Origin of the sequence: Rossellomorea marisflavi (genome assembly GCF_009806575.1) — a bacterium.
Taxonomy (GTDB): Bacteria; Bacillota; Bacilli; order Bacillales; family Bacillaceae_B; genus Rossellomorea; species Rossellomorea marisflavi_A.
Window position 1 is genome coordinate 3495502 of sequence record NZ_CP047095.1, and the last position, 20062, is coordinate 3515563.

Here is a 20062-nt window from a genome sequence, read left to right on the forward strand (position 1 = left end):
TTGCTCATTTTCCTTCCCCCCCTCGTGCCTCTGGAAGGCGCTTGATCTTTGATTCGATTTCCCCTCTTCTTCCTTCGAGGAACGGCGGCAGGGAAAGGTTCCTGCCGAGACGGTCACGGGTCTCATCGGTTTCGAACCCCGGTCCGTCAGTGGCCAGTTCAAACAAGATGCCGCTTGGATCATGAAAATAGGTGGATCTGAAGTAATGTCGATCAATCAATCCCGACGTTTTGACCCCATGACTCTCCAGATGATCGATCCACTTATCGAGCTCTGCCTCATCGTTCACCCGGAATGCGACATGATGGACGCCACCGCGCCCTTGGCGTTCTTTCGGTCCATCTTGTTCGAGAAGATGCACCTCAGATCCTCTCCCGCCGGATCCTGTTGTGAACATCCGAACCTTCCCTTCATCCCCGCTGTCCTTTTTCACAAACCCTAGTATCTCTTCCAGGAAGCGTTCAGTCGCTCCCGTATCCTTTACCGTTAACTGCACAGGACCGAGGCCACTGATGGCATACGCCTGAGGAACCGTACTCCCTGACCACGCATTTCTCTCAGCACCCGAATCCGCCATCAGCTGCATCCGGTGACCTTCGCGGTCCCTGAACCCGAGGACGCTATATCCATACCGGTTGGAAATCCCGTCATGCTCAACCCCGAATTCCTGGAACCGGCTTCGCCAATAGTCCAGAATTTCTTCTGACGGCACTAGTAATGACACGAGGGAGATGCTGTCCGTTCCAGCATGATTCTTAGCCAGGTTGGGGATTTCAAAAAAGGTCAGCTCCGAGCCCGGACTTCCCGTTTCATCCCCATAGAATAGATGATAATAAAAGGGGTTGTCCTGGTTCACCGTCGTCTTTACGAGGCGCATGCCGAGGATGTCCCGATAAAAAGGCAGGTTCACTGCCGCATTGGCTGTAAGTGATGAGATATGATGGATTCCTTTGAGTTCCATGATGCGTCCTCCCTGAATGTTTCTTACTTGCATCTTTTCTTGTGATTATGTATTATCAGTTTAGTACTAAACTTAAAAACCGTCAAGCATGCGGCCCAGCCGCATTCAATAAGAAGGAAAAAGGAGAGATCTGCCTTGAACCATCTAAAAGGAATCCATCACGTGACCGCCATCACGAGCAGTGCGGAAAAGAATTATGAATTTTTCACCTACGTCCTCGGGATGCGCCTTGTGAAAAAGACCGTCAATCAGGATGATATCCAGACGTACCATCTTTTCTTTGCCGATGACAAAGGAAGTGCCGGAACCGATATGACGTTCTTTGACTTCCCTAACATTCCACGTGGGGTACACGGAACGAATGAAATCACGAAAACATCCTTCCGCGTACCGAGTGACGAAGCCCTTGACTACTGGGTCAAACGCTTCGATCGCTTGAAGATCGACCACAGTGGCATCACGACACGCTTCGGGAAAAAGACCCTTTCTTTCACCGACTTCGATGATCAGCAGTACCAATTGATCTCAGATGAGAAGAACGAAGGAGTCCCTGCAGGCACCCCATGGCAGGATGGACCGGTTCCATTGGAATATGCCATCACAGGTCTAGGACCGATCTTCATCCGCATCCAGGACCTCGACTATTTCAAAAAACTGATGGAAATGGTCCTTCAATTTAAGGAAATCGGTCATGAAGGAAGCTTCCACCTGTTCGAGGTCGGGGAAGGCGGAAACGGGGCGCAGGTCGTCGTGGAGCACAATACCGTCCTTCCGAGCGCCCAACAAGGCTTTGGTACCGTCCACCACGTGGCCTTCCGCGTCGAGGACCGTGCTGTTCTTGATGAATGGACCAAACGCATGGAAGAGTTCGGATTCCGTACGTCCGGGTATGTGAACCGCCACTTCTTCGAATCACTCTATGCCCCTGTGGCACCACAGATCCTATTCGAATTTGCAACGGATGGACCGGGATTCATGGGTGACGAGCCATACGAAACCCTCGGTGAGAAGTTATCCCTGCCTCCATTCCTCGAGCCGAAGCGCGAACAGATTGAAGCGCTCGTCAGACCGATCGATACGGTCAGGAGCACGAGGGATATCCAGAAAGAGTATGAGTGACCAAATCTCCGAATTCCCACAAAAAAATCTGGGATAGATTGTTTTAATCATGGTAAAACCCGAATTCATTTGCCTGCGATATGGCAAATGAATTCGGGTTTTTAGTTTGTTTCATGACCAAGTTTATAGCGGTTGATTGGAGTGCAAGACGAAGACTCCTACGAGAAGAGTAGCTGATGTGAGAAGGTCTGCCGAGGAGGCTCACGAGCTACCCCCGGAAAGCGTAGTCTTGCACGGAAATCATGAGTGGTATATAGAATTGATACTGATGATGTTTGTATGTAAATGGTACCTTCAGAATGTCACTTCAATCGCTTCATCCTTATAAGGGGAATGAAAGATCACCTTATGGTCGCCGATCCATTCAACATCGTTGATCCCCAGAACGGTCAGATCGTCTTCAAGTCCATCGGTATGCCTGGTCATGATCGACACTGAGTCTCCTTTTTGTTTTTGCACCACCATTGGAATGCTGGTCGACCGGTAAAACGTATAAAAATGAGATGTTTCACCATGTGTAGCATTCCTATATTCGATCATGACCGTCGCCCCTCCATCTGGGGATTGGATATCATGATAGGAATGCTTTAAAAGGAGATGTAGGAAGATGACCACCACTGAAAAAACAAGGAATATAACCGACACAGTAATCATCACATACCTATTGATCTTATACGCCCAGGCTACGATGTATAACGCCACGATCGTAAGGAACCACGGCACCAAAAGCCCTGTCGGCTTTAAAAAACTCACGTAATAATTGTACTTGTATAAAAAGATAAGAAGAATATCGATTCCGACGATGGCTAAAAACAAGATCATGGCCATGGTTTTCTTTTTCATTGCATTTGCTCCCTCCACGTGCGTGCCATCCTTATTTTAACATATCGATTCCACTCAGATTCAATAGTCTGAAGAATAAAAAACACCTACCAGTTCATACTGATAGGCTCGCAAATTCATGCTTAATCGGCCGGTCTTGGACCAGGCTTTTTCCCAGTCGATTCCACTGTCAGGACCGGAAGGACAGTGGCATCACCTTCGACTCTGATCTGGCAGGACAAGCGAAGGCGATCCTCATACGTCATCTCTGTCTCACCCGACGACACCTCACAGAAATCTCCGTCATGAATTTCGACCCTGCACGTGGTACAGCGTGCGTTGCCGCCACATCGATGCAGGATGTCCACTCCGTTGTCCTCCAGGGCCAGAACCAGCTTCGTACCCTTTTCAACCGTATATTTCCCGTAACCGATCACTGTCAACTTTGGCATGGATCCCGCCTCCTCATTCCTCATAGTGTAACCATTCTACGCTCATTTTTTCCGCCTTTGTGATGTTTTGATTAAACTTTATTAATTTTCAAATAATTGTTTGACTTCGTGTGTTGAGAAGATTATAATTACCCTATGTTTAAAATGTTTTAATTCGAGATAATTTGAGGAGGAAAAAATATGGCTGTTGATTTTTATGAAAGCCTGAAGTCCCGCCGTACGTATTATGGTATCGATAAGCAGGTAACTGTATCAGACGAACGGGTTAAAGAAATCGTTGAGTTTGCAGTAAAACACACGCCTTCTGCGTTCAATTCACAGACTGCACGTGTTGTCGTCCTTACAGGAGACGCTCATGACAAGCTATGGGATCTAACCACTTCCGCCCTGAAAAAAGCAGTAGGAGACGGAGATTTCACTGGAACCCAGCAGAAGATGGATTCCTTCAAAGCAGGCTACGGCACGGTTTTGTTCTTCGAAGAGGAAAGCATCGTCAAGTCCCTTCAGGAACAATTCGCCCTCTATGCCGATAACTTCCCGATCTGGTCCCACCAATCCTCCGGGATGCATCAGCTCGTTGTCTGGACCGCCCTTGAATCAGAAGGCCTCGGCGCCTCCCTTCAGCATTACAACCCGCTGATCGATGAAGACGTGAAAAACGAATGGAGCCTCCCGCAAAGTTGGAAGCTCATCGCCCAAATGCCATTCGGCAATCCGACAGCAGAGCCGGGTGAAAAGCAATTCCAGCCGCTTGATGAACGCGTGAAATTTTATAAATAAGACAGAAGCACAGCGATTCGCATGATCGCTGTGTTTTGTTTTGTTGGTCTACTTCCCTTCACGTAGGGATGGCAACCCGGTGCTGATTTCGACCTGATATGAACCCTCATCAGAAAGAGAGCAGAAGGAACCATACTCCCCCTTCCAGTAGTGAAGTATAGCGAAAGTCGACAACTTCCAAAGAAATAAGAGGGGCCCCCATCAATAAATGAATGATTATCCCATAAGCGGATTACCATCCCCCTCTTCCCAACCTTCATAGTGAAGTGCAGCGAAGGACGGCCGACTCCTTCGGGAATAGAGGCAAGGTTGAGACCCTGCAGCCGAAGCGGCTCAACTTACTCCCCGAGGAAAGCGGACGACCGCAGCGAAACGCAACGATCCTCTCACTCCTTCTCACCATTAAAAAGTGGCCGGGGTTCCTGGCTGAGACCCTTCTTGCATGAATCCTCCTTACAGAAAGCATCTGCCGGATCTGAACGGAGGTCCCTTCCACCCTTTACACTTATTAAAAAATATGCAAACTCACTTAAATACCCGATTCCAGCACATACTAAGCGGAACAACCCCATCCGATTGAATGGACAAAATTCGCCAGCCATCACCATTTTCTGTTACAATAAGTACATAAGTTATTTTTTTATCCAACCGTTTGAAAGGGGTTACATATAGTGGAGGACCGACAAGAACTTCACCCTAAAGTAGAGAAAAGCTTCGAACTGATCGGAAAAAAATGGACCGGTTTGATCATCTATGTTTTAATGAGTGGACCAAAGCGCTTCAGCGAATTGAGCGAAGCCATCCCCGCCCTGAGTAGACGATTATTGACCGAGCGCGTCAAAGAACTGGAAGAACACGGGATTGTCATCAGGGAAGTCATAGCGGATCGGCCGATACGATCGGAATATTCACTCACACAAAAGGGGATCGAACTGGGCAACATCCTCGGACCTATCAGCAAATGGGCAGAAAGCTGGGTCCATGACTAACCTCTAATAGAAAGGGTTGACATCATGACCAACGTTCTCTATATCACCGCTCATCCACTCAGTGAAACTGAATCCCTCAGCATGGCTGTTGGAAAAGAATTTTTCGATACATACAAACGATCTCACCCCGAAGATGAAATCGTTCACCTGGATCTGTATCAAAGTGACATCCCGTTCCTCGACAGGGATGTCTTCGACGGATGGGAGAAACTCAGGTCAGAGGCTTCGCTTACAGACCTTACCACCGCAGAGCGCCTTAAAGTCGGACGCCTTGCCGAACTTGGCGGTCAGTTCCTGATGGCAGATAAATATATCTTCGTCACTCCCATGTGGAACTTCTCTATTCCCGCCATCATGAAGGCCTACATCGATGCCGTCACCGTATCCGGTAAGACGTTCATCTACACAAAGGACGGAATCCAGGGAATGCTTGCAGGCAAAAAGGCCATCCATATCCAGTCACGGGGAGATATATACTCCGAAGGGCCGGAAGAACCGCGTGAGCTTGGGCATCGCTACATGGAAGTCATGATGGAATTTTTCGGAGTCGCTTCCTTTGAGAGCATCATCATTGAAGGCCAGATGAAATATCCTGAAAGAACGGAAGAAATCAAGGCCAGGGCGATGGCAGAGGCTCATGAGAAAGCTCAAACGTTTTAATGGACAAAGACACCCGGATTGGGTGTTTTTTCTTGATGGTTTCCTTGATGGGACCACCCCGACCATTCCCGTGACAGCTGGTACTGAAACAAAAAAATCCACAAAAAAACGGGAGGCAAAATGCCCCCGTTTTCGTTTTTTCTATTAACCTCTTCCTGCTTGGAAAGAAGGATATTTCGTCATACCACCATCTGCGAACAGTGTGATACCAGTTACATAGCTAGCTTCTTTAGAAGCAAGGAATGCAGCAACGGATGCTACTTCTTCCGGTTTACCGATGTAACCCATTGGGATCATGCTTTCAACGTCAGCGCGTTGTTCTGGATCGTCGAATTTCTCAGCGTTGATCGGTGTATACATCGCACCAGGTCCGATATTGTTCACGCGGATGCCTTTAGGTGCATATTCAAGAGCAAGTGTTTCGGTCATCAATTTGATTCCGCCTTTACTTGCTGCATAGTGAACGAATAGCGGCCAAGGAATCATTTCGTGGACAGAAGACATATTGATAACGTTCCCTTTGATGTCGTTTTCTACCCAGTATTTGATTGCTTCACGGCTACCAAGGAAGGCACCAGTCAAGTTTGTGTTGATGACTTTGTTCCAGTTATCAAGAGAAAGCTCGTGAGATGGAACAGGGTTTTCGATACCGGCATTGTTGACCATGACGTCAAGTGTACCGAATTCTTTTACAGCTGTTTCAACAAGGTTGATGACGTCTGCTTCTACTGTTACATCACCTTGAACGATGATCGCTTCCCCACCGGCTGCTTCTACTTCATTTTTCGCTTCGATTGCTTCTTCTTCATTTACATAGTAGTTGATGACTACTTTCGCTTGTTCTTGACCGAAACGGACAGCCATTGCACGTCCAAGACCAGTGGATCCGCCTGTGATGGCTACTACTTTACCTTTTAAATCTTCATACATAATAAATTCCTCCTTAGATTGTGTTGTTGCTGTACCTATGGATGATTATTGGCTTTTCGTGATTCCGAGAAGTACACCGCCGATGATGATCAGGATGATACCGAAGATGATTCCGACCATTTGACGTTTGGTTTTCTTCTCACCTAGAAGGAAGATTCCTCCGAGTGTTGAAATAACGATACCCATTTGAGAGAGGGAGAAGCTTGTTGCGACTCCGACTTTCGGTTGTGAGATGAAGAGGAACATATTCCCCGCAGCCCAGATCAATCCTGGAATGATGTTTTTAATTGCATATTTGTTGAATGGCTTATGTCTGTAAGTAAGAATGATTCCTCCGATGAACATCCCGATTGCTTGTGGGAATAGGGCTGTCCAGCCATCAACGTCGAATAGACGTGCAACGACAACATATACAAGGTAACCAATGGTTGAAACGATAAGCGTGATGATCGCTTTCTTGAATTGTTTTGAATTCTCTTCGTTCTTTTGTTCCTTGCTCTCCAGTGATGTCAGCACGATACCGACGATGATACAGATAAGGGCAATGATTCCTAATATGACAGTGACCGCTGTGGACCACTCATTAAATACAATGACACCGAACAATGCAGTTGAAACAAGCTGCATACCGGTTGAAATCGGCATTGTTTTTGAAACACCGATATATTCGATCGTTTTGAGCTGGTTACTTTGACCTACGGCCCAGAATAGACCCGAAACGATTCCGACGATAAAGATGGTTGGTGTTAGAACCGGATGAACAACCAAGAAGATGACAGCTGAGAAGATCAGCGCACCGATTGTTGTTCCTAGTGTCTGGCTATAAGCGCCTCCACCGAGTTTCACATTGAAAAGTACAATGCTCCCCCAGAATATCGCAGGAAGGATGGCTAAGAAAATATCCATGAATGTGAACCTTCTTTCCTAAACTGTTGATGTATTTGTGAGCGACTATTTGTTCACTCAATGTTACTAATAGTAACTAGGTAGAAAAAAATAGTCAATCGATTGAGCTCCTTTTTTTTCTTACCCATTTTCGTAAATATAAACCCTTTCATTTGTGAAATGTTGAGCGTACGCAACAAACCTTGTCATGCTAAGTAATTCAGGATTTGTCAGAAAAAACGGTGATTCCATTTACTTACATAAATGTGATAATACACGTAATACTCTGACTTCTTAAAGTAACCGTTTTCCTTGAAATGGCGCGGTTTTCAGAGGATTTTTTGGGTCTGCATCCCTCAGAAAAAGCGCAGGATGTAAGCGTTCCATTCTGTCACAAATTGATCAATCCATACAAAAAAACGACCCTTTTCAGAAGGTCGTCGGAATGGAAAAATTGAAATTTTTTGATGTACAGGATGATTTTACACGTAAAACAATGCTTTTTTCAGACGGTTTTTCCTGCATTACTTACTGAACGTCATACCCATTTTCAGGACCGCAGCCGCGTCCCTGGATGCACGCTCCAGAAGATGAGGAGCCTGGCTGAAGGCATCGGACAGTCCCATGATTCCGGGTACGATTGAAAACAGGGCATCTATACCGTGATCATAGACGATCACACTGTCTTCCGTGAGGGAACCGGCAATACCGATCACAGGAATACCGTACTTCTTTGAAGCCTTGGCGACCCCGATCGGTGTTTTCCCGTAAATGGTCTGGCCATCGATCCGCCCTTCTCCTGTTATGACAAGTGATGCATCCTTAATGTGCTCACTGAAGTTCACGGCCTCCAAAACGATATCGATTCCTCGGTTCAATTCAGCATTCAGGAAAGCAAGAAGGGCGAAACCGAGTCCTCCAGCAGCACCGGTGCCTGCTCGACTCGCAATGACTTGACCACCCGGCACAATGGAAGCCAGATGGGCAAGGTTTTGATCAAGGGTATCAACCATTTCCGGATCAGCACCCTTTTGCGGACCGAAGATCGCAGAGGCACCGGTGGGACCTGTAAGGGGATTGGTGACATCGCATGCCACTTCCAGTTTCACGGAGGCCAGCCTGGAATCGAGCTTGCTCAAGTCAATGGATTTTATAGTAGAGAGCGTGCCTCCACCCGGACCGATTTCTTCCCCATCTTCGTTCAAGAACCTGCCTCCGAGCGCCTGTACCATTCCCACACCGCCATCGTTTGTGGCACTGCCGCCGATCCCCACGATGATATGGCTGACGCCTTCATCGAGAGCTGCATGGATCAGCTCGCCCGTCCCCCTGGATGTAGTGATGAGTGGGTTGCGTTTCGCCGGTTCCACAAGATGGAGGCCTGACGCTGCTGCCATCTCAATGACAGCTGTTTTGCCATCACCCAGTAGTCCGAAAAAGGCAGGTACCTCCTCTCCAAGCGGACCTGTGACAGAACGTTCGATCAGGGCGCCACCAGTGGCGTCTACAAGGGATTGCACGGTCCCTTCCCCGCCGTCGGCCATGGGGAGGAGATGATATTCCGCGTCCGGGAATACAGCTTTCATCCCTTTTTCAATGGATTGCGCCGCTTCCAGAGCGGTCATACTCTCTTTAAATGAATCAGGTGCGATGACGATCTTCATCGTTTTCTCTCCTCTCAGATTATCCAAAAATCTTGAACACGCCGAACACTAACGTCGACAGAATGGCCAGCGTCAGTCCCACCAGGGATTCATACGGCATGAGTTTCAAGCGTTCTTTCATACTCATATTGACGCTCCCGCGGTTGCGTGGAAAAAGCTCCCGTGCGGCAAATGATCAAGTACGGTGGCTCCCGCATGAATCATGGCTGCTCCGGCCAATGCAGACACACCCATTTCAAGGATGGTGCCGCTGAATACGCTGCTTGCAACTGCAGTACCGGCCGTCGTCGATGCCGTTGCTGCCGACATGAAGATCCCAGATGCCGGTGCAAGCAGGTACGCTGGCAGACCGGATGCACTGAGGCCATTGATGATGACGTCCTTCAGAGTCGAGTTGGCAATGATACCGGCAAGCGTTCCCGTTCCGAGAAGCATGATTGCCACTCCGGACATTTTACCTAATCCGGATACAGCGTATTCGTTGATCTTTCTTGTCTTCTTCATGGCGATGGCCCCGATGATCCCGCCGATCGGCAAGGCCACCATCGGATCGATATTGATATCGAACAAAGGACGCAAGGCCAATAAGAGGATGGCTACAAGTGGTGCTACAAGTGCTGTAATGAAAAGAGGCATGGTAGAAGTGTCGACCACTGCGCTTTCTTCTTGAATAAAGGTTCCTTTACGGGCAAGTTTCTTGGCCACCAGATAGGTGACTGCGAGACCGAATAAGGCCGGGATGATTCCTGCCATCATGATGGAAGTGAGGGGAACACCGAACGCGTCGGATGCAGCAATGGCATTCGGATTCGGTGACATGATGTTCCCTGCCTTCCCTCCTCCGATCATGGCAAGGAGAATGGCCATCCTGGACAGCTTTGCCCGTTTTGCGATGGCAAGGGCAATCGGTGACACCGTGATGACGGCTACATCCACGAACACTCCGACTGCTGTCAGGATCATGGTGGCGAGGGCAAGGGCCAGAAGCGCCTTTGACTCACCAAGCTTCTTCACGATCGTCTCGGCAATGGAAAGGGCAGCACCTGACTCGATCAGAACACCTGCGAGAACGCCTGCGGCCATGATCCGGAGGACGGCGGGAATGATCCCTTTCGCTCCTTCCATCATAAGATTGACGGTATTGGCAATATCCACTCCGCCGATGAGACCGCCGATCAACGCACCGGCCACCATCCCATAAGCGGGTGGGACTTTTTTCAATATTAATACGATAGCGATGACAAGGGCACTCACTGCCCCTAAAGCGCTTACAGTTACATCCATTTCTGCTCCCCCTCAGACGAGTTTTCTCTATGCACTCATTGTAAGCGTTTTCTAATTTCTGTTCATTGGGCAATTGAATAAAAAAACCCAAATCTCCAGCGCGGATTTTTGGGCAAATGCACAACTAATGTGATTCATGAAAAAGTTTCGCTACATATAGTTCCATCAGATCCCTGATCTTACGCGGATCCTTCCCCGTCCACTGAAAGATCTTATCCAACCGGTAGCGAAGCGTGTTCCGATGAATAAACAGGCGATCCGCTGTCCGGTTCAGTTCCCCGTTTTCCTGTAGGTAGGCATCTAGTGTTTCTACTCCCTCTGCATGTTCAAGGAGGGGAAGATAATAGGCAAACCGCTCTATATCCGGATCCTGTTCAATCATCCGCAATAAAAGGGCCTCAATCCGGTACTCTTCATAGGAATAGACCGGCAAACCCGGTCGCATCCTCCGGCCGATTGCAAGGGCAAGTTTCCCCTGCTCATACGAGTTCCGCCAATCACGTGAGCTTTCTGTCACACCTCCGACACCGACTGGTCCCGACCTGAAACGTCGCGGGATCTTCAGACCTTTTCCCACGACTTTGAATAGGATGATTTCATTGGAAGGGGTAACTCCGAGAACATCTCCTTTGTCCAGTTCAAACTCGATGGAACGAAGCAGGTTCTGTTCATCGGGTTCCGTACCGCCTTCCAGGACCAAGGCGACACGAGGAAGGTCAAGGTTGATTCCCAGTGAGCCGGCCTTCTCCACAACAGCGGCCCCGCCAGTCCCTGTTATCAGTTGATTTACGAGATCATTTTGGATTCTTTGCTTCCATTGAAACTGTTCGAGAAGGAAGGATTGCTCGAGAACGAGTTCCGCCGACATCTTGATCAGCTCTGCGAAGGCTTGAACTTCTCGCGGATCCCCGGTGATGCCGACTACTCCGACAATCTGTTCGTAAAAGAAAATAGGAAAATTGATTCCCGGCTTCATCCCTTCCCTCTCTTCCCTTACTTCGATCTTCTTTTTGTGCCGAAGGACAAGGATTGCGCCCTCGTGGACATCCCCGATCCTATTCGCATCACCCGAACCGATGATAATGCCTTCTTCATTCATCACGTTGATGTTCCAATCAAGGATGGCCATCGTCCTGTTGACGATTTCCTGAGCCAGTTCACGCGTCATGAACGCCATACCTTCCCCTCCTTTAGCGCTGTTTCCTTGCAGATAAAATCCCTTGGACGACGGGCAAACGCCAGCTTCCCGCTATGAAAACGACCATCCCTGCGATAATCCCTGCAGATGTGACAATCAAATCGACTCCCTTATCACCCATTGAGGAAGGCACAGCGGCTTCCACACCCTTCTCCACTGCCAGAACAACCGCAGCCATTATGGCTGTGACGATGGCAATGGGAATCAACGACCGGATCAACTTCCTGATTGAAAAGCCGACTGCCTTCTTGATGTGAAGAAGAGTATATAAGACGGATACGCCCATCCCCGCATAGGTCGCCAGGATCGGTCCTATTTCTTTGAACGGCGGCACAAGAAGGATGTTCAGTACGACTTTCACAGCGATTCCGACGGCAATGGCCCACACGACTTTCTTTTGCTCATTGATTCCCTGCATGGTCGCAGTCGTCACGGTAAACAGGGCAATGATGATGGCCGCCGGCGCATACCATTCTAGAATGATACCCCGAGTTCAGCATCGGATGAGGAAGGAAACATCAGTCTGAAGAGATGAGTCCCCACCGCACTGAGTCCGATGGCAGCAGGGAAGGTAAAGAACAGGACCAGCTGGAATGTCTGATCGATGCTATCCCTTACTTCTTGGATCCTCCCGCTTTCAAATGATGATGTGATCCTCGGGATCAAGGTCATGCCAAAAGCAGTGGCCAGTGAGACGGGAACAAGGACGAGGATCTGGGCGATCCCGATGTTCCCATTGATGACCTCGACTTTTGAAAAGGCATATCCAATGTTCATGAACAGGCGATTGATCGTGAACGTATCGATGTTCTGATAAATCGGGATCGTCAAGCCCGTGATGACAAAGGGGATGGCATATCGCGTCAGCTCCTTGAACATAGGAAACACCGCAATCTTCGCATTGCCCACACTTTCATCCATTTGCTTGCGGATCAGGCGGCGTCTTTTCCAGAAAACCCATAAAAGAAGGACAAGGGAGGCCAGTCCCCCGATGAAGGCGGCAAACGTTGCAATGCCAACGGCCGCTTTTATCGTCCCATTCAACACGTTGAGGATGAGATAGCCCCCGGCAAGGATGAAGACGATTCGGACCACCTGCTCCATGACCGTACTCATGGCCGATGGCCCCATGGAATCACTCCCCTGGAAGTACCCCCTCAGCAAGCTCATGGGGGGCACGACGAGCAAGGCAAAACTGACCAGCCGGACAACGTAGATCATGTCTTCCCGTGAGTTCCCACTTCCCCCTTCTCCGAACGCCACCACTACCCATGGGGCAGAGAAGTATAATAGTAGAAACGAAACGATTCCGCTGATGATCATGGCAATCAGGCCATAACGGAGCAGGTTCAGCCCTGCGAGGTAGTTACCCCTTTCGTTGTATTTCGCCACGAACTTGGAAACAGCAAGGGGCAAGCCGACCGTCGACAGGCTGAGCAGGATCGTATACGGTCCGTATGCGTATTTGTACAGGGCATATCCCGTATCCCCTACCAGCAGGGTGAATGGGATGATGAATAGAAACCCGATGATTTTTGAGATAAAGGTGGCAGAGGTCAGGAAAAATGTCCCCCGCATCATCTTCTTGTCCATATGATACTCCTTCTGTGCTCACATCATGAAAAAGGAAGCCCTCCGCAAAGCGAAAGGCCCCCTTTCCTAAATCGCTTCCGCTTTGATGACGAAGCGATGCTGACTGGCATGGAAATATCCATCTTTCCTAATCGTACGATGGATTTCCTCCAGTTTATCCTGAAATCCCTCTACTGTAAATCCCGGGACCTGCCACGGGATCGCCTTCAAATAATACTGAAGGGCACCGATATCATAAAATCGCTGGCCGGCGGTTTCTTCCCGCTTCCAGATCACCTTGAAGCCGTTGGATTCCAGCTCTCTTACAGCCTGCTCCAGATTCCACCCGGAAAATTCCGGATTCAACGGCACCGCGAATGCATCGTTCAGTTCAAAGCAGTCGCAGCCTCCAACCTGCTGGGTAAGGAAAGTGCCTCCGGTCCGGATCACCCTTCTCACTTCACGTGCAGAAAAGGATTCATGTTGATTGATAATCAAGTCAAACTCTCCTGCGTCAAACGGAAGATCATCATCAGAATCGTAAGCACGCACGTCCACTCCGAGCGGTTCAAGTCTCGCTTTCGCCACAGGTACGTTCGGCGGATAGCCTTCCGTTGCACAAATCCTGGTTGGGAATGGCTTGAGCATAGAGAGGAACTCTCCTCCGCCGGTCCCCATATCAAGCATGGCCGAAGCCTCCCGCATCAGGGGAAGCACCAAGCTCCCATATGACCAGGAAAGCCCGTCACTCTTCATTCGTCCCGTTTCGGTTATATAAGAAAAATCCCAGCCTTCAAAGGCCTCGTCCTGTTTCATCCATTGTTCCATTTTCATATCAGATTCCCTCCATTTTTTTATTTATTCCGGTTCATTCCCCGGCCTTGGAGGTCCTCTGATCCATAAACAGCGTTGTTATGGCTCGTACTGATTCGGCATATTGGTAGCTCCTTCATTACATTTATATTTTGGTAGTGGAATTGATTAAGTCCGTCAACTATCGGTTAGTACAGTGGATACAAAAATCAAAACGCCCCATTCTTTGACTCTCCCATTACTAGGTAGAAAAGTGGATATTATCTACGCAATAAGAAACCTAGCCTCATCTTCTGCACAAGTGTAGTGCAGCGGAGGGAGGCCGACTCCTGCGGGAATAGAGGGAAGGTTGAGACCCTGGAGGCGCAGCCGAAGCGGCTCAACTCCCTCCCCGCCGGAAAGCGGCCTCCCGCAGCGGAACGAAACGTCTCAATATTTCACTAATACTCCAATACAAAGATTATTTAGAAAAATTATACCAATCTATCCCATTTAACTCAACACCGAACCACTCACTTGCTTTTTGGTTTTAATACCGAAGAGTCCCGTATAAACCAAGGCCGTACCGATCATGACAAGCGCACCCATGTAGACCGACATCATCGTCGGGATCAGGAAGGCACCAAGTATGATGGTGGAGCGGGCGATAAGGTCGGCTCCGCTGAATGACAGGTTCGAGAAAGCGGAGTAAGAGCCACGCTTATCTTCAGGAATCATATTCGCCTGCTCGGCATTCCGGATCGGTGATTAATCAGCTCTCCGATTGTCGCAATCAGATTGAACAGGATCAGGACATACCATGTGTTTGCAGATGTGACCACTGCATAACCCAATCCGTAAATCAGAAGACCGATCAGAATACCCTTCTGCTTCGAAACCTTATCCGTCCAACGGTTGATGAAGAAAGTCAAGCAGACAACAAGGAGCATGTTCTCGATATTCAGGAAACTGAGCATCCTCACCCCTGCAATTTCGAACCCGCCGACCGTGACGCTCCTGAACTCTTCAGCAAGACGGATGCCGATATAGCTGTTCAGTGAAAACTCTGCAGCCAAGATGAAGGTGGTGCCTGCGACCACTTTTACGAACGCAGAATCTTTGAACGCAATCCGATAATTGTTGATGAGGTCGACCAGGACATTCTTGTGCTTTTTTTCCAAGAACCCTTTGAACTCGTCCTTCAGCCAGATGCCATAAGCGATGGGGATGATGGTTGAAGTGACGGTCAGCATGATGAACAGTTCCTGCTTATGATGAAGGTATAGCAGGCCTCCAAGGGCGGCGCCGATTGCCATGGATAGGTTGATGAGCCAGTAGTCGAGTGCATAGACCGCCTTCCGGTTTTCAGGAGTCGTTGAATCGATGATGATGGCATGCATGGCGGGCCTTCCGAGACTGCTCGTGATGATGAATAAGATGTAGGCTCCTGCGAATACGATGATCCACTTCTCTTCAGGGAAGAGGCTGACGGTCATAAGCAGGAAGCAGGCTGCATTCAGCCACGATGTCACGAGGAGCACACGTTTACGCGGGAAGCGGTCAGACACGTATCCACCGATCAGATTGACGATGAAGCCGATGATGACGGTGGAGATGAGAAACATCCCTGCCCATACTTTACTCATTTCTGTAGCGAAAAATAGAGCCATGAACGGCATGACGGCCGATGAAACGGCACGATTGAAAAACGAGGCAATCATCCGTACCTTAATATTATGTGGATATTCCTTCCAACCCATATTGTCCCCTCCTCTTCTTTCTTGTATAGTAAACAAGACAAGAAAAATTAAAAACGGACAGTTTTCTACCCACATGTCCCCTTTTAAGGAGGAAACCGATGAATCAGCTCTTATTGAAGCTATGGAGGGCCTGCCCCACGGGGGAAGTCCGCGTAGAAAAAGTAGCAGATATTCTCGAACTTAGCCGCAAGCAAACGACGAGGAAGATGAAAAAATGGGAAGAAGACGGTTTCCTGACGTTTTCTCCGGGTAAAGGACGTGGACATCTTTCAAAAATCGAGTGGAAAGTGAATGTGGAAGAGAGCTTTGAAAAGGAAGCCATGAATCGAATGGAGCATGAACCGATGGAAAGCTTATCGGCATACTTCGCGTACGACTGGTCACCGGATACAAGGCACCGCCTCATGGATCTATTCGCGGCAAGATTCGGGTATAGCCGGGAAGGGCGCGACAAGCTTATCATCCCAAGGAGGCATCTGTTCCGTTCCTTCCATCCCCTGGAGGCCGCCGATGCCCAAAGTGCGCATCTCGTCGCCAATCTCTATAACCGTCTCGTATCCATTACAGAAATGGGAGAATGCCTACCAGAGCTCGCACACAGTTGGGATAAGCTTCCGGATAGACTTCGTCTTTATCTGAGGAAGGACGTACGATTCCATGATGGATCGACTATGAAAGCAGAGGATGTCCAGCGCTGCCTCGAAAAAATGGGCAAGCATCCTATCTACCGGGAATTATGGATTCCTGTGGAAGATATCACGATTCCCGGACCTCTCATCATCGATATCCACCATCCCGCAGGATGCTCCTATGTGTTGCAGATGCTGAGCATGATGTGCGCAAGCATCTATAAGGAGACCGCAGAGGGACCTGTCGGGACTGGATGTTTTTATCTCGGTGAAGATACGTTGGATAAGACCGTTCTTCTTGCTTTCAGGGATCATTTCAGGGAACGGCCGCTCCTCGACTCTGTGGAATTCGTCAAGGTGGAGCCGGACTTCCCTGTCCACTACCAGTCTCAAACGGAGGATCCTGCATCCATTGAAGTCGAGAGTGATTCCGGCTTTGGCATCGTTGTCATGAACGCTTACAGGGATTCCCCCATCCACCACAAGGATGTCAGGACCTACCTTCATCACATATTGGCGAGGCATCGTGACCGGATCGTGGATTTCCATCCCAGGATTACGCCGATTCGAGGCGGCTGTCTGAAAGGACACGAAGTGAATCCTGATCTACCACAAGTTCCACGTCCTGATTTCAAATCTCCTCTGATCATCAGGGCAACAGGCTATACAACAGACTCCACCCGCTGGCTTCAGCAGGTATTCGATGAGGAAGGAGTACCCTATGAGGTTCGCTGGTTCACTTTTGACGAGGTGGTGACCAATCATCCACGGGCATTGGAGTCGGATCTTTTTATCCACGGTGAGATCTTCGAAGAAAATGAGGATCTTTCTTTCTATCATTTTCTTATCAATGGATACTCCCCACTCCATCCTGTTCTAAAGCCTCTTGAAGAATGGAAGGAGAGATTGGACTTATACCGCCAAACCCCTTTCACGGAATGGAGGGCCCTTCATGAAGAGAACGAGAGGAAGCTCATGGAAGATTCCCTCATGATCCCACTCTACCATGTGAAGCGGGCGATCCCTTTTTCGACGGATCTTATGAATATCCACATCCGGCATTTCGGGTATGTGGACTTCTCCAAGATGTGGGTATGCCCCGGTGCAGAGGCTTGATTGTTTCCAGAAACATAGCATTTTCCACCCCCAGGAAAACGTGATAGATTGGACATACACTATCTAAATAGGAGCGATGAAACGTGAGAGCACTACTTATCACCCTTCCCCTTGCCTCCCTCCTCTTCACCGGAGGCTGCGGCATCTTCAAAGAAGGGGAAGAACCGGCGGAACCGATTGTAGAGCAGGAGCTTCAGGAAGCCGAAGGGGTACTGTTCTATGAAAACCCGAAAGAGAAAAAAGCCCTCATCGTGGATGAATCATTTGATGAAAACGATTTGGACCTTCCATTAAAGGAACTGAAGAAAAAGTATGATCTATGGTATGTCACGATTAAAGAACCAGTGAAGCTTGAGGATCTCCCTTCTGGCTCACACGTGAAGATCCGCTATCAGGAGATGCTCGGGTCTGATCCGAAAGCGACCGTAGCCGAGGAAATCGAGGTCACGTCAGGCTCTTAATAGCGTATACAAAATAAAACCTTCATTCCTTTCTCAATTTTGGTATAATTTAACTAAAATTGAAAGGGGTGGAGGTTTTTTGCGTTTGTTCCAGATCCTAAAAAACTTCTTCATCTCCATTGCAGGAATCTGGCTGATCGGCGGACTTCCCGTCCTTCTCGCCGGCCTATCTGTCGGCTCGTTCCGGTGGAAAGAATATTGGACTACCATCCTTGATATCTTATCGGCTTTCACCCATCCTTCTCAGCTGAAATACACAATCATCGGCGGACAGAAGGAACGTGATCTCTTCCCCTATCTGTGGGAACCGATCCAGTACTCGCTTACGATCCTGTTTGTGGCCTTTGCACTCGCCATCCTGGTTGCCCTTTGTCTCACCAACATGACGATGCTCTGTAACGAGCGCATACGAATGCGGATCAAATTCACCTTCTACCTTCTCGAAACGCTTCCCGATCTGCTCATCATCCTGTGCGCACAATTCACCATGATCGCCTTCTACCATCAATTCGGAACCATTCCCATCGGGATAGCAGCGACCGATGAGAGCAAGGTATATCTGCTTCCCATCGTGATCCTCGCGATCCTTCCCACTATCCACCTGTTCCGCTTATGCATGCTGATCTTTGAACAGGAGGAACGGAAGGACTATGTGCTCTTGGCACGATCGATCGGTCACGGCCCCTTTTTCGTCCTGGCCGTCCATATTCTCCGCAATGCCATCATCTCGGTCTTCTTTCAATCAAAGAAAACGATGTGGTTCATGCTGTCGAATCTGTATGTTGTCGAGCTTCTTTTCAATATCCCGGGCATCACGCGTTTCCTGATGTCCACACTGGATCCTCGCCTATTCACCTTGGCCCTCTTCAGCATCTTCGTTCCCCTATTCATCTTCTACAATGCCGGGGAATATCTTCTGTCCCGCCATGCCAATAAGGGGGAAGCACTATGAACCGTTCATTATGGAAAGATCCCTTTTTCCTTACAGGTTTCCTCTATCTGGCCGTCCTGATTTTGGCGAGTTTTTCTTATTATCTAATTTGGGATAATGAAATCCGGAGTCTGTATTTTATCACTATGGAAGATGGGAGCATGGCAGGAGCCCCGCTCCCACCCATGTGGTCCTACCCGTTCGGGACCGACGCCCTCGGACTCGACATGCTGGGGAAAATCCTGATCGGGGCAAAGTACACCATCCTGGCTGCCATCGTTATTGCGGCTTTAAGGGTCGCGATTTCCCTGCCGATCGGGTTCATCATCGCCGTCTATTTCAAGCCATTTAAACGCTCTATCAACGGGGTGATCGACTCGTTTCATTACATCCCCTTGGCAATCCTTGCGTATTATTTCCTTCATCCGATTCTTTGGATGCCGTTTGAAGGGTTCTCCACTTCCCTTTATGAACGTTTGGCGATTGAGGTGCTCATTCTTACCCTCTTGATCGTCCCAATCCTTTCTTCGTTATTGGGGAATGAAATAGCGAAGATCCACCGGGAAGAATTCATCCTCAGCGCCACGGTGCTAGGGGCAGGAAAGTTCAGGATCATGGTGAAGCATATCCTGCCTCTGATGAAAGCCAAACTTGTTCTCATCTTCGGACAGCAGATTCAGCAAACCCTGATTCTGTTCATCCATCTTGGTTTGTTGACATTATTCCTGGGAGGCACGTTCGTAGACTATTCCATGGTGCCTGATCCACCATCTTCCGTCACCTTGGAATGGTCCGGGCTCATCGGGGATTCCTTCCGTTTCCTCTACACTGCACCGTGGATCCCCCTTACGCCCATCCTGTTCTTTGCGAGCGTCATCCTGGCCGTTTCCCTCATGATGGAGGGATATGTGCGCGCTACATCAGGGTATTCATATTACAAAAAGAGATTCAAGGACCGCTATGAATCTGCTAAACTCAAGGAAACCAGCCTACACAAAAGCGACTTTAAGCGCATGGATGTATAGAAAGGGGACCGATGATGGAAACCATTGAATTA

20 protein-coding genes and 2 pseudogenes are annotated in these 20062 nt (G+C 48.8%); 10 read left to right on the top strand and 12 right to left on the bottom strand.

What is annotated here, in order from left to right; genetic code table 11:
- Nucleotides 1–4: 4 nt before the first annotated feature.
- Nucleotides 5–961 carry a ring-cleaving dioxygenase gene (locus D5E69_RS18195; RefSeq protein ID WP_159129999.1) on the bottom strand — a complete coding sequence of 319 codons (957 nt, stop codon included), beginning with the start codon at nucleotides 959–961 and terminating at the stop codon, nucleotides 5–7.
- Between the two features lie 135 nt (nucleotides 962–1096).
- Between D5E69_RS18195 and D5E69_RS18200 the strand changes: the two genes are divergently transcribed.
- Entirely contained in the window at nucleotides 1097–2080 is a 984-nt protein-coding gene (locus D5E69_RS18200) for a ring-cleaving dioxygenase (protein WP_159130000.1), read from the top strand.
- 294 nt (nucleotides 2081–2374) lie between these two features.
- Here D5E69_RS18200 and D5E69_RS18205 read toward each other — a convergent pair whose 3' ends face one another.
- Both D5E69_RS18205 and D5E69_RS18210 read right to left on the bottom strand, forming a co-directional pair.
- Nucleotides 2375–2923: a hypothetical protein gene (locus tag D5E69_RS18205; protein ID WP_159130001.1), complete on the bottom strand. Its 549-nt coding sequence runs from the start codon at nucleotides 2921–2923 to the stop codon at nucleotides 2375–2377.
- A 122-nt stretch (nucleotides 2924–3045) separates the two neighbouring features.
- Nucleotides 3046–3354 carry a 2Fe-2S iron-sulfur cluster-binding protein gene (locus D5E69_RS18210; RefSeq protein WP_159130002.1) on the bottom strand — a complete coding sequence of 103 codons (309 nt, stop codon included), beginning with the start codon at nucleotides 3352–3354 and terminating at the stop codon, nucleotides 3046–3048.
- A gap of 180 nt (nucleotides 3355–3534) precedes the next feature.
- Between D5E69_RS18210 and D5E69_RS18215 the strand changes: the two genes are divergently transcribed.
- The 5 genes from D5E69_RS18215 (at nucleotide 3535) to D5E69_RS18230 (ending at nucleotide 5931) form a co-directional block, all read left to right on the top strand.
- A complete protein-coding gene (locus D5E69_RS18215) occupies nucleotides 3535–4134 on the top strand; it encodes a nitroreductase family protein (RefSeq protein WP_159130003.1) in 600 nt (199 codons plus the stop codon).
- 266 nt (nucleotides 4135–4400) lie between these two features.
- Nucleotides 4401–4580 carry a hypothetical protein gene (locus D5E69_RS23490; RefSeq protein ID WP_213085555.1) on the top strand — a complete coding sequence of 60 codons (180 nt, stop codon included), beginning with the start codon at nucleotides 4401–4403 and terminating at the stop codon, nucleotides 4578–4580.
- A 225-nt stretch (nucleotides 4581–4805) separates the two neighbouring features.
- On the top strand, nucleotides 4806–5123 hold the full coding sequence (locus D5E69_RS18220) for a winged helix-turn-helix transcriptional regulator (protein ID WP_048007138.1): 318 nt from the start codon (nucleotides 4806–4808) through the stop codon (nucleotides 5121–5123).
- 24 nt (nucleotides 5124–5147) lie between these two features.
- A complete protein-coding gene (locus D5E69_RS18225; protein ID WP_048007139.1) occupies nucleotides 5148–5783 on the top strand; it encodes an NAD(P)H-dependent oxidoreductase in 636 nt (211 codons plus the stop codon).
- Entirely contained in the window at nucleotides 5761–5931 is a 171-nt protein-coding gene (locus tag D5E69_RS18230) for a hypothetical protein (protein WP_159130004.1), read from the top strand. The genes D5E69_RS18225 and D5E69_RS18230 overlap by 23 nt, the downstream gene beginning before the upstream one ends.
- Here D5E69_RS18230 and gdh read toward each other — a convergent pair.
- The 9 genes and pseudogenes from gdh to D5E69_RS18275 all read right to left on the bottom strand — a co-directional run bounded on the left by gdh (nucleotide 5928) and on the right by D5E69_RS18275 (nucleotide 15868).
- Nucleotides 5928–6713 (bottom strand): glucose 1-dehydrogenase, encoded by a 786-nt coding sequence (gdh, locus tag D5E69_RS18235; protein WP_048007140.1) that lies wholly within the window; start codon nucleotides 6711–6713, stop codon nucleotides 5928–5930. The two genes, D5E69_RS18230 and gdh, sit on opposite strands and share 4 nt — an antisense overlap.
- Nucleotides 6714–6758: 45 nt before the next feature.
- Nucleotides 6759–7619, bottom strand: a complete 861-nt coding sequence (locus D5E69_RS18240; protein WP_048007141.1) for a RhaT/GlcU family sugar-proton symporter — start codon at nucleotides 7617–7619, stop codon at nucleotides 6759–6761.
- 503 nt (nucleotides 7620–8122) lie between these two features.
- Nucleotides 8123–9262 (bottom strand): glycerate kinase, encoded by a 1140-nt coding sequence (locus tag D5E69_RS18245; RefSeq protein ID WP_063190447.1) that lies wholly within the window; start codon nucleotides 9260–9262, stop codon nucleotides 8123–8125.
- Nucleotides 9263–9281: 19 nt separating this feature from the next.
- Nucleotides 9282–10546: pseudogene (locus tag D5E69_RS18250) on the bottom strand (GntP family permease).
- 124 nt (nucleotides 10547–10670) lie between these two features.
- Nucleotides 10671–11723: a CdaR family transcriptional regulator gene (locus tag D5E69_RS18255; RefSeq protein ID WP_159130005.1), complete on the bottom strand. Its 1053-nt coding sequence runs from the start codon at nucleotides 11721–11723 to the stop codon at nucleotides 10671–10673.
- Between the two features lie 13 nt (nucleotides 11724–11736).
- Nucleotides 11737–12177, bottom strand: a complete 441-nt coding sequence (locus tag D5E69_RS18260) for a polysaccharide biosynthesis C-terminal domain-containing protein (RefSeq protein ID WP_249931513.1) — start codon at nucleotides 12175–12177, stop codon at nucleotides 11737–11739.
- Between the two features lie 41 nt (nucleotides 12178–12218).
- Nucleotides 12219–13337 (bottom strand): putative polysaccharide biosynthesis protein, encoded by a 1119-nt coding sequence (locus D5E69_RS18265; RefSeq protein WP_159130006.1) that lies wholly within the window; start codon nucleotides 13335–13337, stop codon nucleotides 12219–12221.
- Nucleotides 13338–13403: 66 nt separating this feature from the next.
- Nucleotides 13404–14150 carry a class I SAM-dependent methyltransferase gene (locus D5E69_RS18270; protein WP_048013346.1) on the bottom strand — a complete coding sequence of 249 codons (747 nt, stop codon included), beginning with the start codon at nucleotides 14148–14150 and terminating at the stop codon, nucleotides 13404–13406.
- Nucleotides 14151–14621: 471 nt separating this feature from the next.
- Nucleotides 14622–15868, bottom strand: a pseudogene (locus D5E69_RS18275) (MDR family MFS transporter).
- 98 nt (nucleotides 15869–15966) lie between these two features.
- Here D5E69_RS18275 and D5E69_RS18280 point away from each other — a divergent pair.
- The 4 genes from D5E69_RS18280 to D5E69_RS18295 all read left to right on the top strand — a co-directional run bounded on the left by D5E69_RS18280 (nucleotide 15967) and on the right by D5E69_RS18295 (nucleotide 20030).
- On the top strand, nucleotides 15967–17613 hold the full coding sequence (locus D5E69_RS18280; RefSeq protein ID WP_159130007.1) for an ABC transporter substrate-binding protein: 1647 nt from the start codon (nucleotides 15967–15969) through the stop codon (nucleotides 17611–17613).
- Between the two features lie 83 nt (nucleotides 17614–17696).
- Nucleotides 17697–18074, top strand: coding sequence for a DUF3221 domain-containing protein (locus D5E69_RS18285; protein WP_159130008.1), 378 nt, complete (start codon nucleotides 17697–17699; stop codon nucleotides 18072–18074).
- A gap of 85 nt (nucleotides 18075–18159) precedes the next feature.
- A complete protein-coding gene (locus tag D5E69_RS18290; protein WP_159130009.1) occupies nucleotides 18160–19026 on the top strand; it encodes an ABC transporter permease subunit in 867 nt (288 codons plus the stop codon).
- A complete protein-coding gene (locus D5E69_RS18295) occupies nucleotides 19023–20030 on the top strand; it encodes an ABC transporter permease (RefSeq protein ID WP_159130010.1) in 1008 nt (335 codons plus the stop codon). Before D5E69_RS18290 ends, D5E69_RS18295 begins: the two co-directional genes overlap by 4 nt.
- Nucleotides 20031–20062 lie beyond the last annotated feature (32 nt).

What these genes read in the sequence shown, in the direction of transcription:
- D5E69_RS18195 (WP_159129999.1), bottom strand. Translation starts at nt 961, where the DNA reads ATGGAACTCAAAGGAATCCATCATATCTCATCACTTACAGCCAATGCG.
- D5E69_RS18205 (WP_159130001.1), bottom strand. Translation starts at nt 2,923, where the DNA reads ATGAAAAAGAAAACCATGGCCATGATCTTGTTTTTAGCCATCGTCGGA.
- D5E69_RS18210 (WP_159130002.1), bottom strand. Translation starts at nt 3,354, where the DNA reads ATGCCAAAGTTGACAGTGATCGGTTACGGGAAATATACGGTTGAAAAG.
- D5E69_RS18215 (WP_159130003.1), top strand. Translation starts at nt 3,535, where the DNA reads ATGGCTGTTGATTTTTATGAAAGCCTGAAGTCCCGCCGTACGTATTAT.
- D5E69_RS18225 (WP_048007139.1), top strand. Translation starts at nt 5,148, where the DNA reads ATGACCAACGTTCTCTATATCACCGCTCATCCACTCAGTGAAACTGAA.
- D5E69_RS18230 (WP_159130004.1), top strand. Translation starts at nt 5,761, where the DNA reads ATGAGAAAGCTCAAACGTTTTAATGGACAAAGACACCCGGATTGGGTG.
- gdh (WP_048007140.1), bottom strand. Translation starts at nt 6,713, where the DNA reads ATGTATGAAGATTTAAAAGGTAAAGTAGTAGCCATCACAGGCGGATCC.
- D5E69_RS18240 (WP_048007141.1), bottom strand. Translation starts at nt 7,619, where the DNA reads ATGGATATTTTCTTAGCCATCCTTCCTGCGATATTCTGGGGGAGCATT.
- D5E69_RS18245 (WP_063190447.1), bottom strand. Translation starts at nt 9,262, where the DNA reads ATGAAGATCGTCATCGCACCTGATTCATTTAAAGAGAGTATGACCGCT.
- D5E69_RS18255 (WP_159130005.1), bottom strand. Translation starts at nt 11,723, where the DNA reads ATGGCGTTCATGACGCGTGAACTGGCTCAGGAAATCGTCAACAGGACG.
- D5E69_RS18265 (WP_159130006.1), bottom strand. Translation starts at nt 13,337, where the DNA reads ATGGACAAGAAGATGATGCGGGGGACATTTTTCCTGACCTCTGCCACC.
- D5E69_RS18270 (WP_048013346.1), bottom strand. Translation starts at nt 14,150, where the DNA reads ATGAAAATGGAACAATGGATGAAACAGGACGAGGCCTTTGAAGGCTGG.
- D5E69_RS18280 (WP_159130007.1), top strand. Translation starts at nt 15,967, where the DNA reads ATGAATCAGCTCTTATTGAAGCTATGGAGGGCCTGCCCCACGGGGGAA.
- D5E69_RS18295 (WP_159130010.1), top strand. Translation starts at nt 19,023, where the DNA reads ATGAACCGTTCATTATGGAAAGATCCCTTTTTCCTTACAGGTTTCCTC.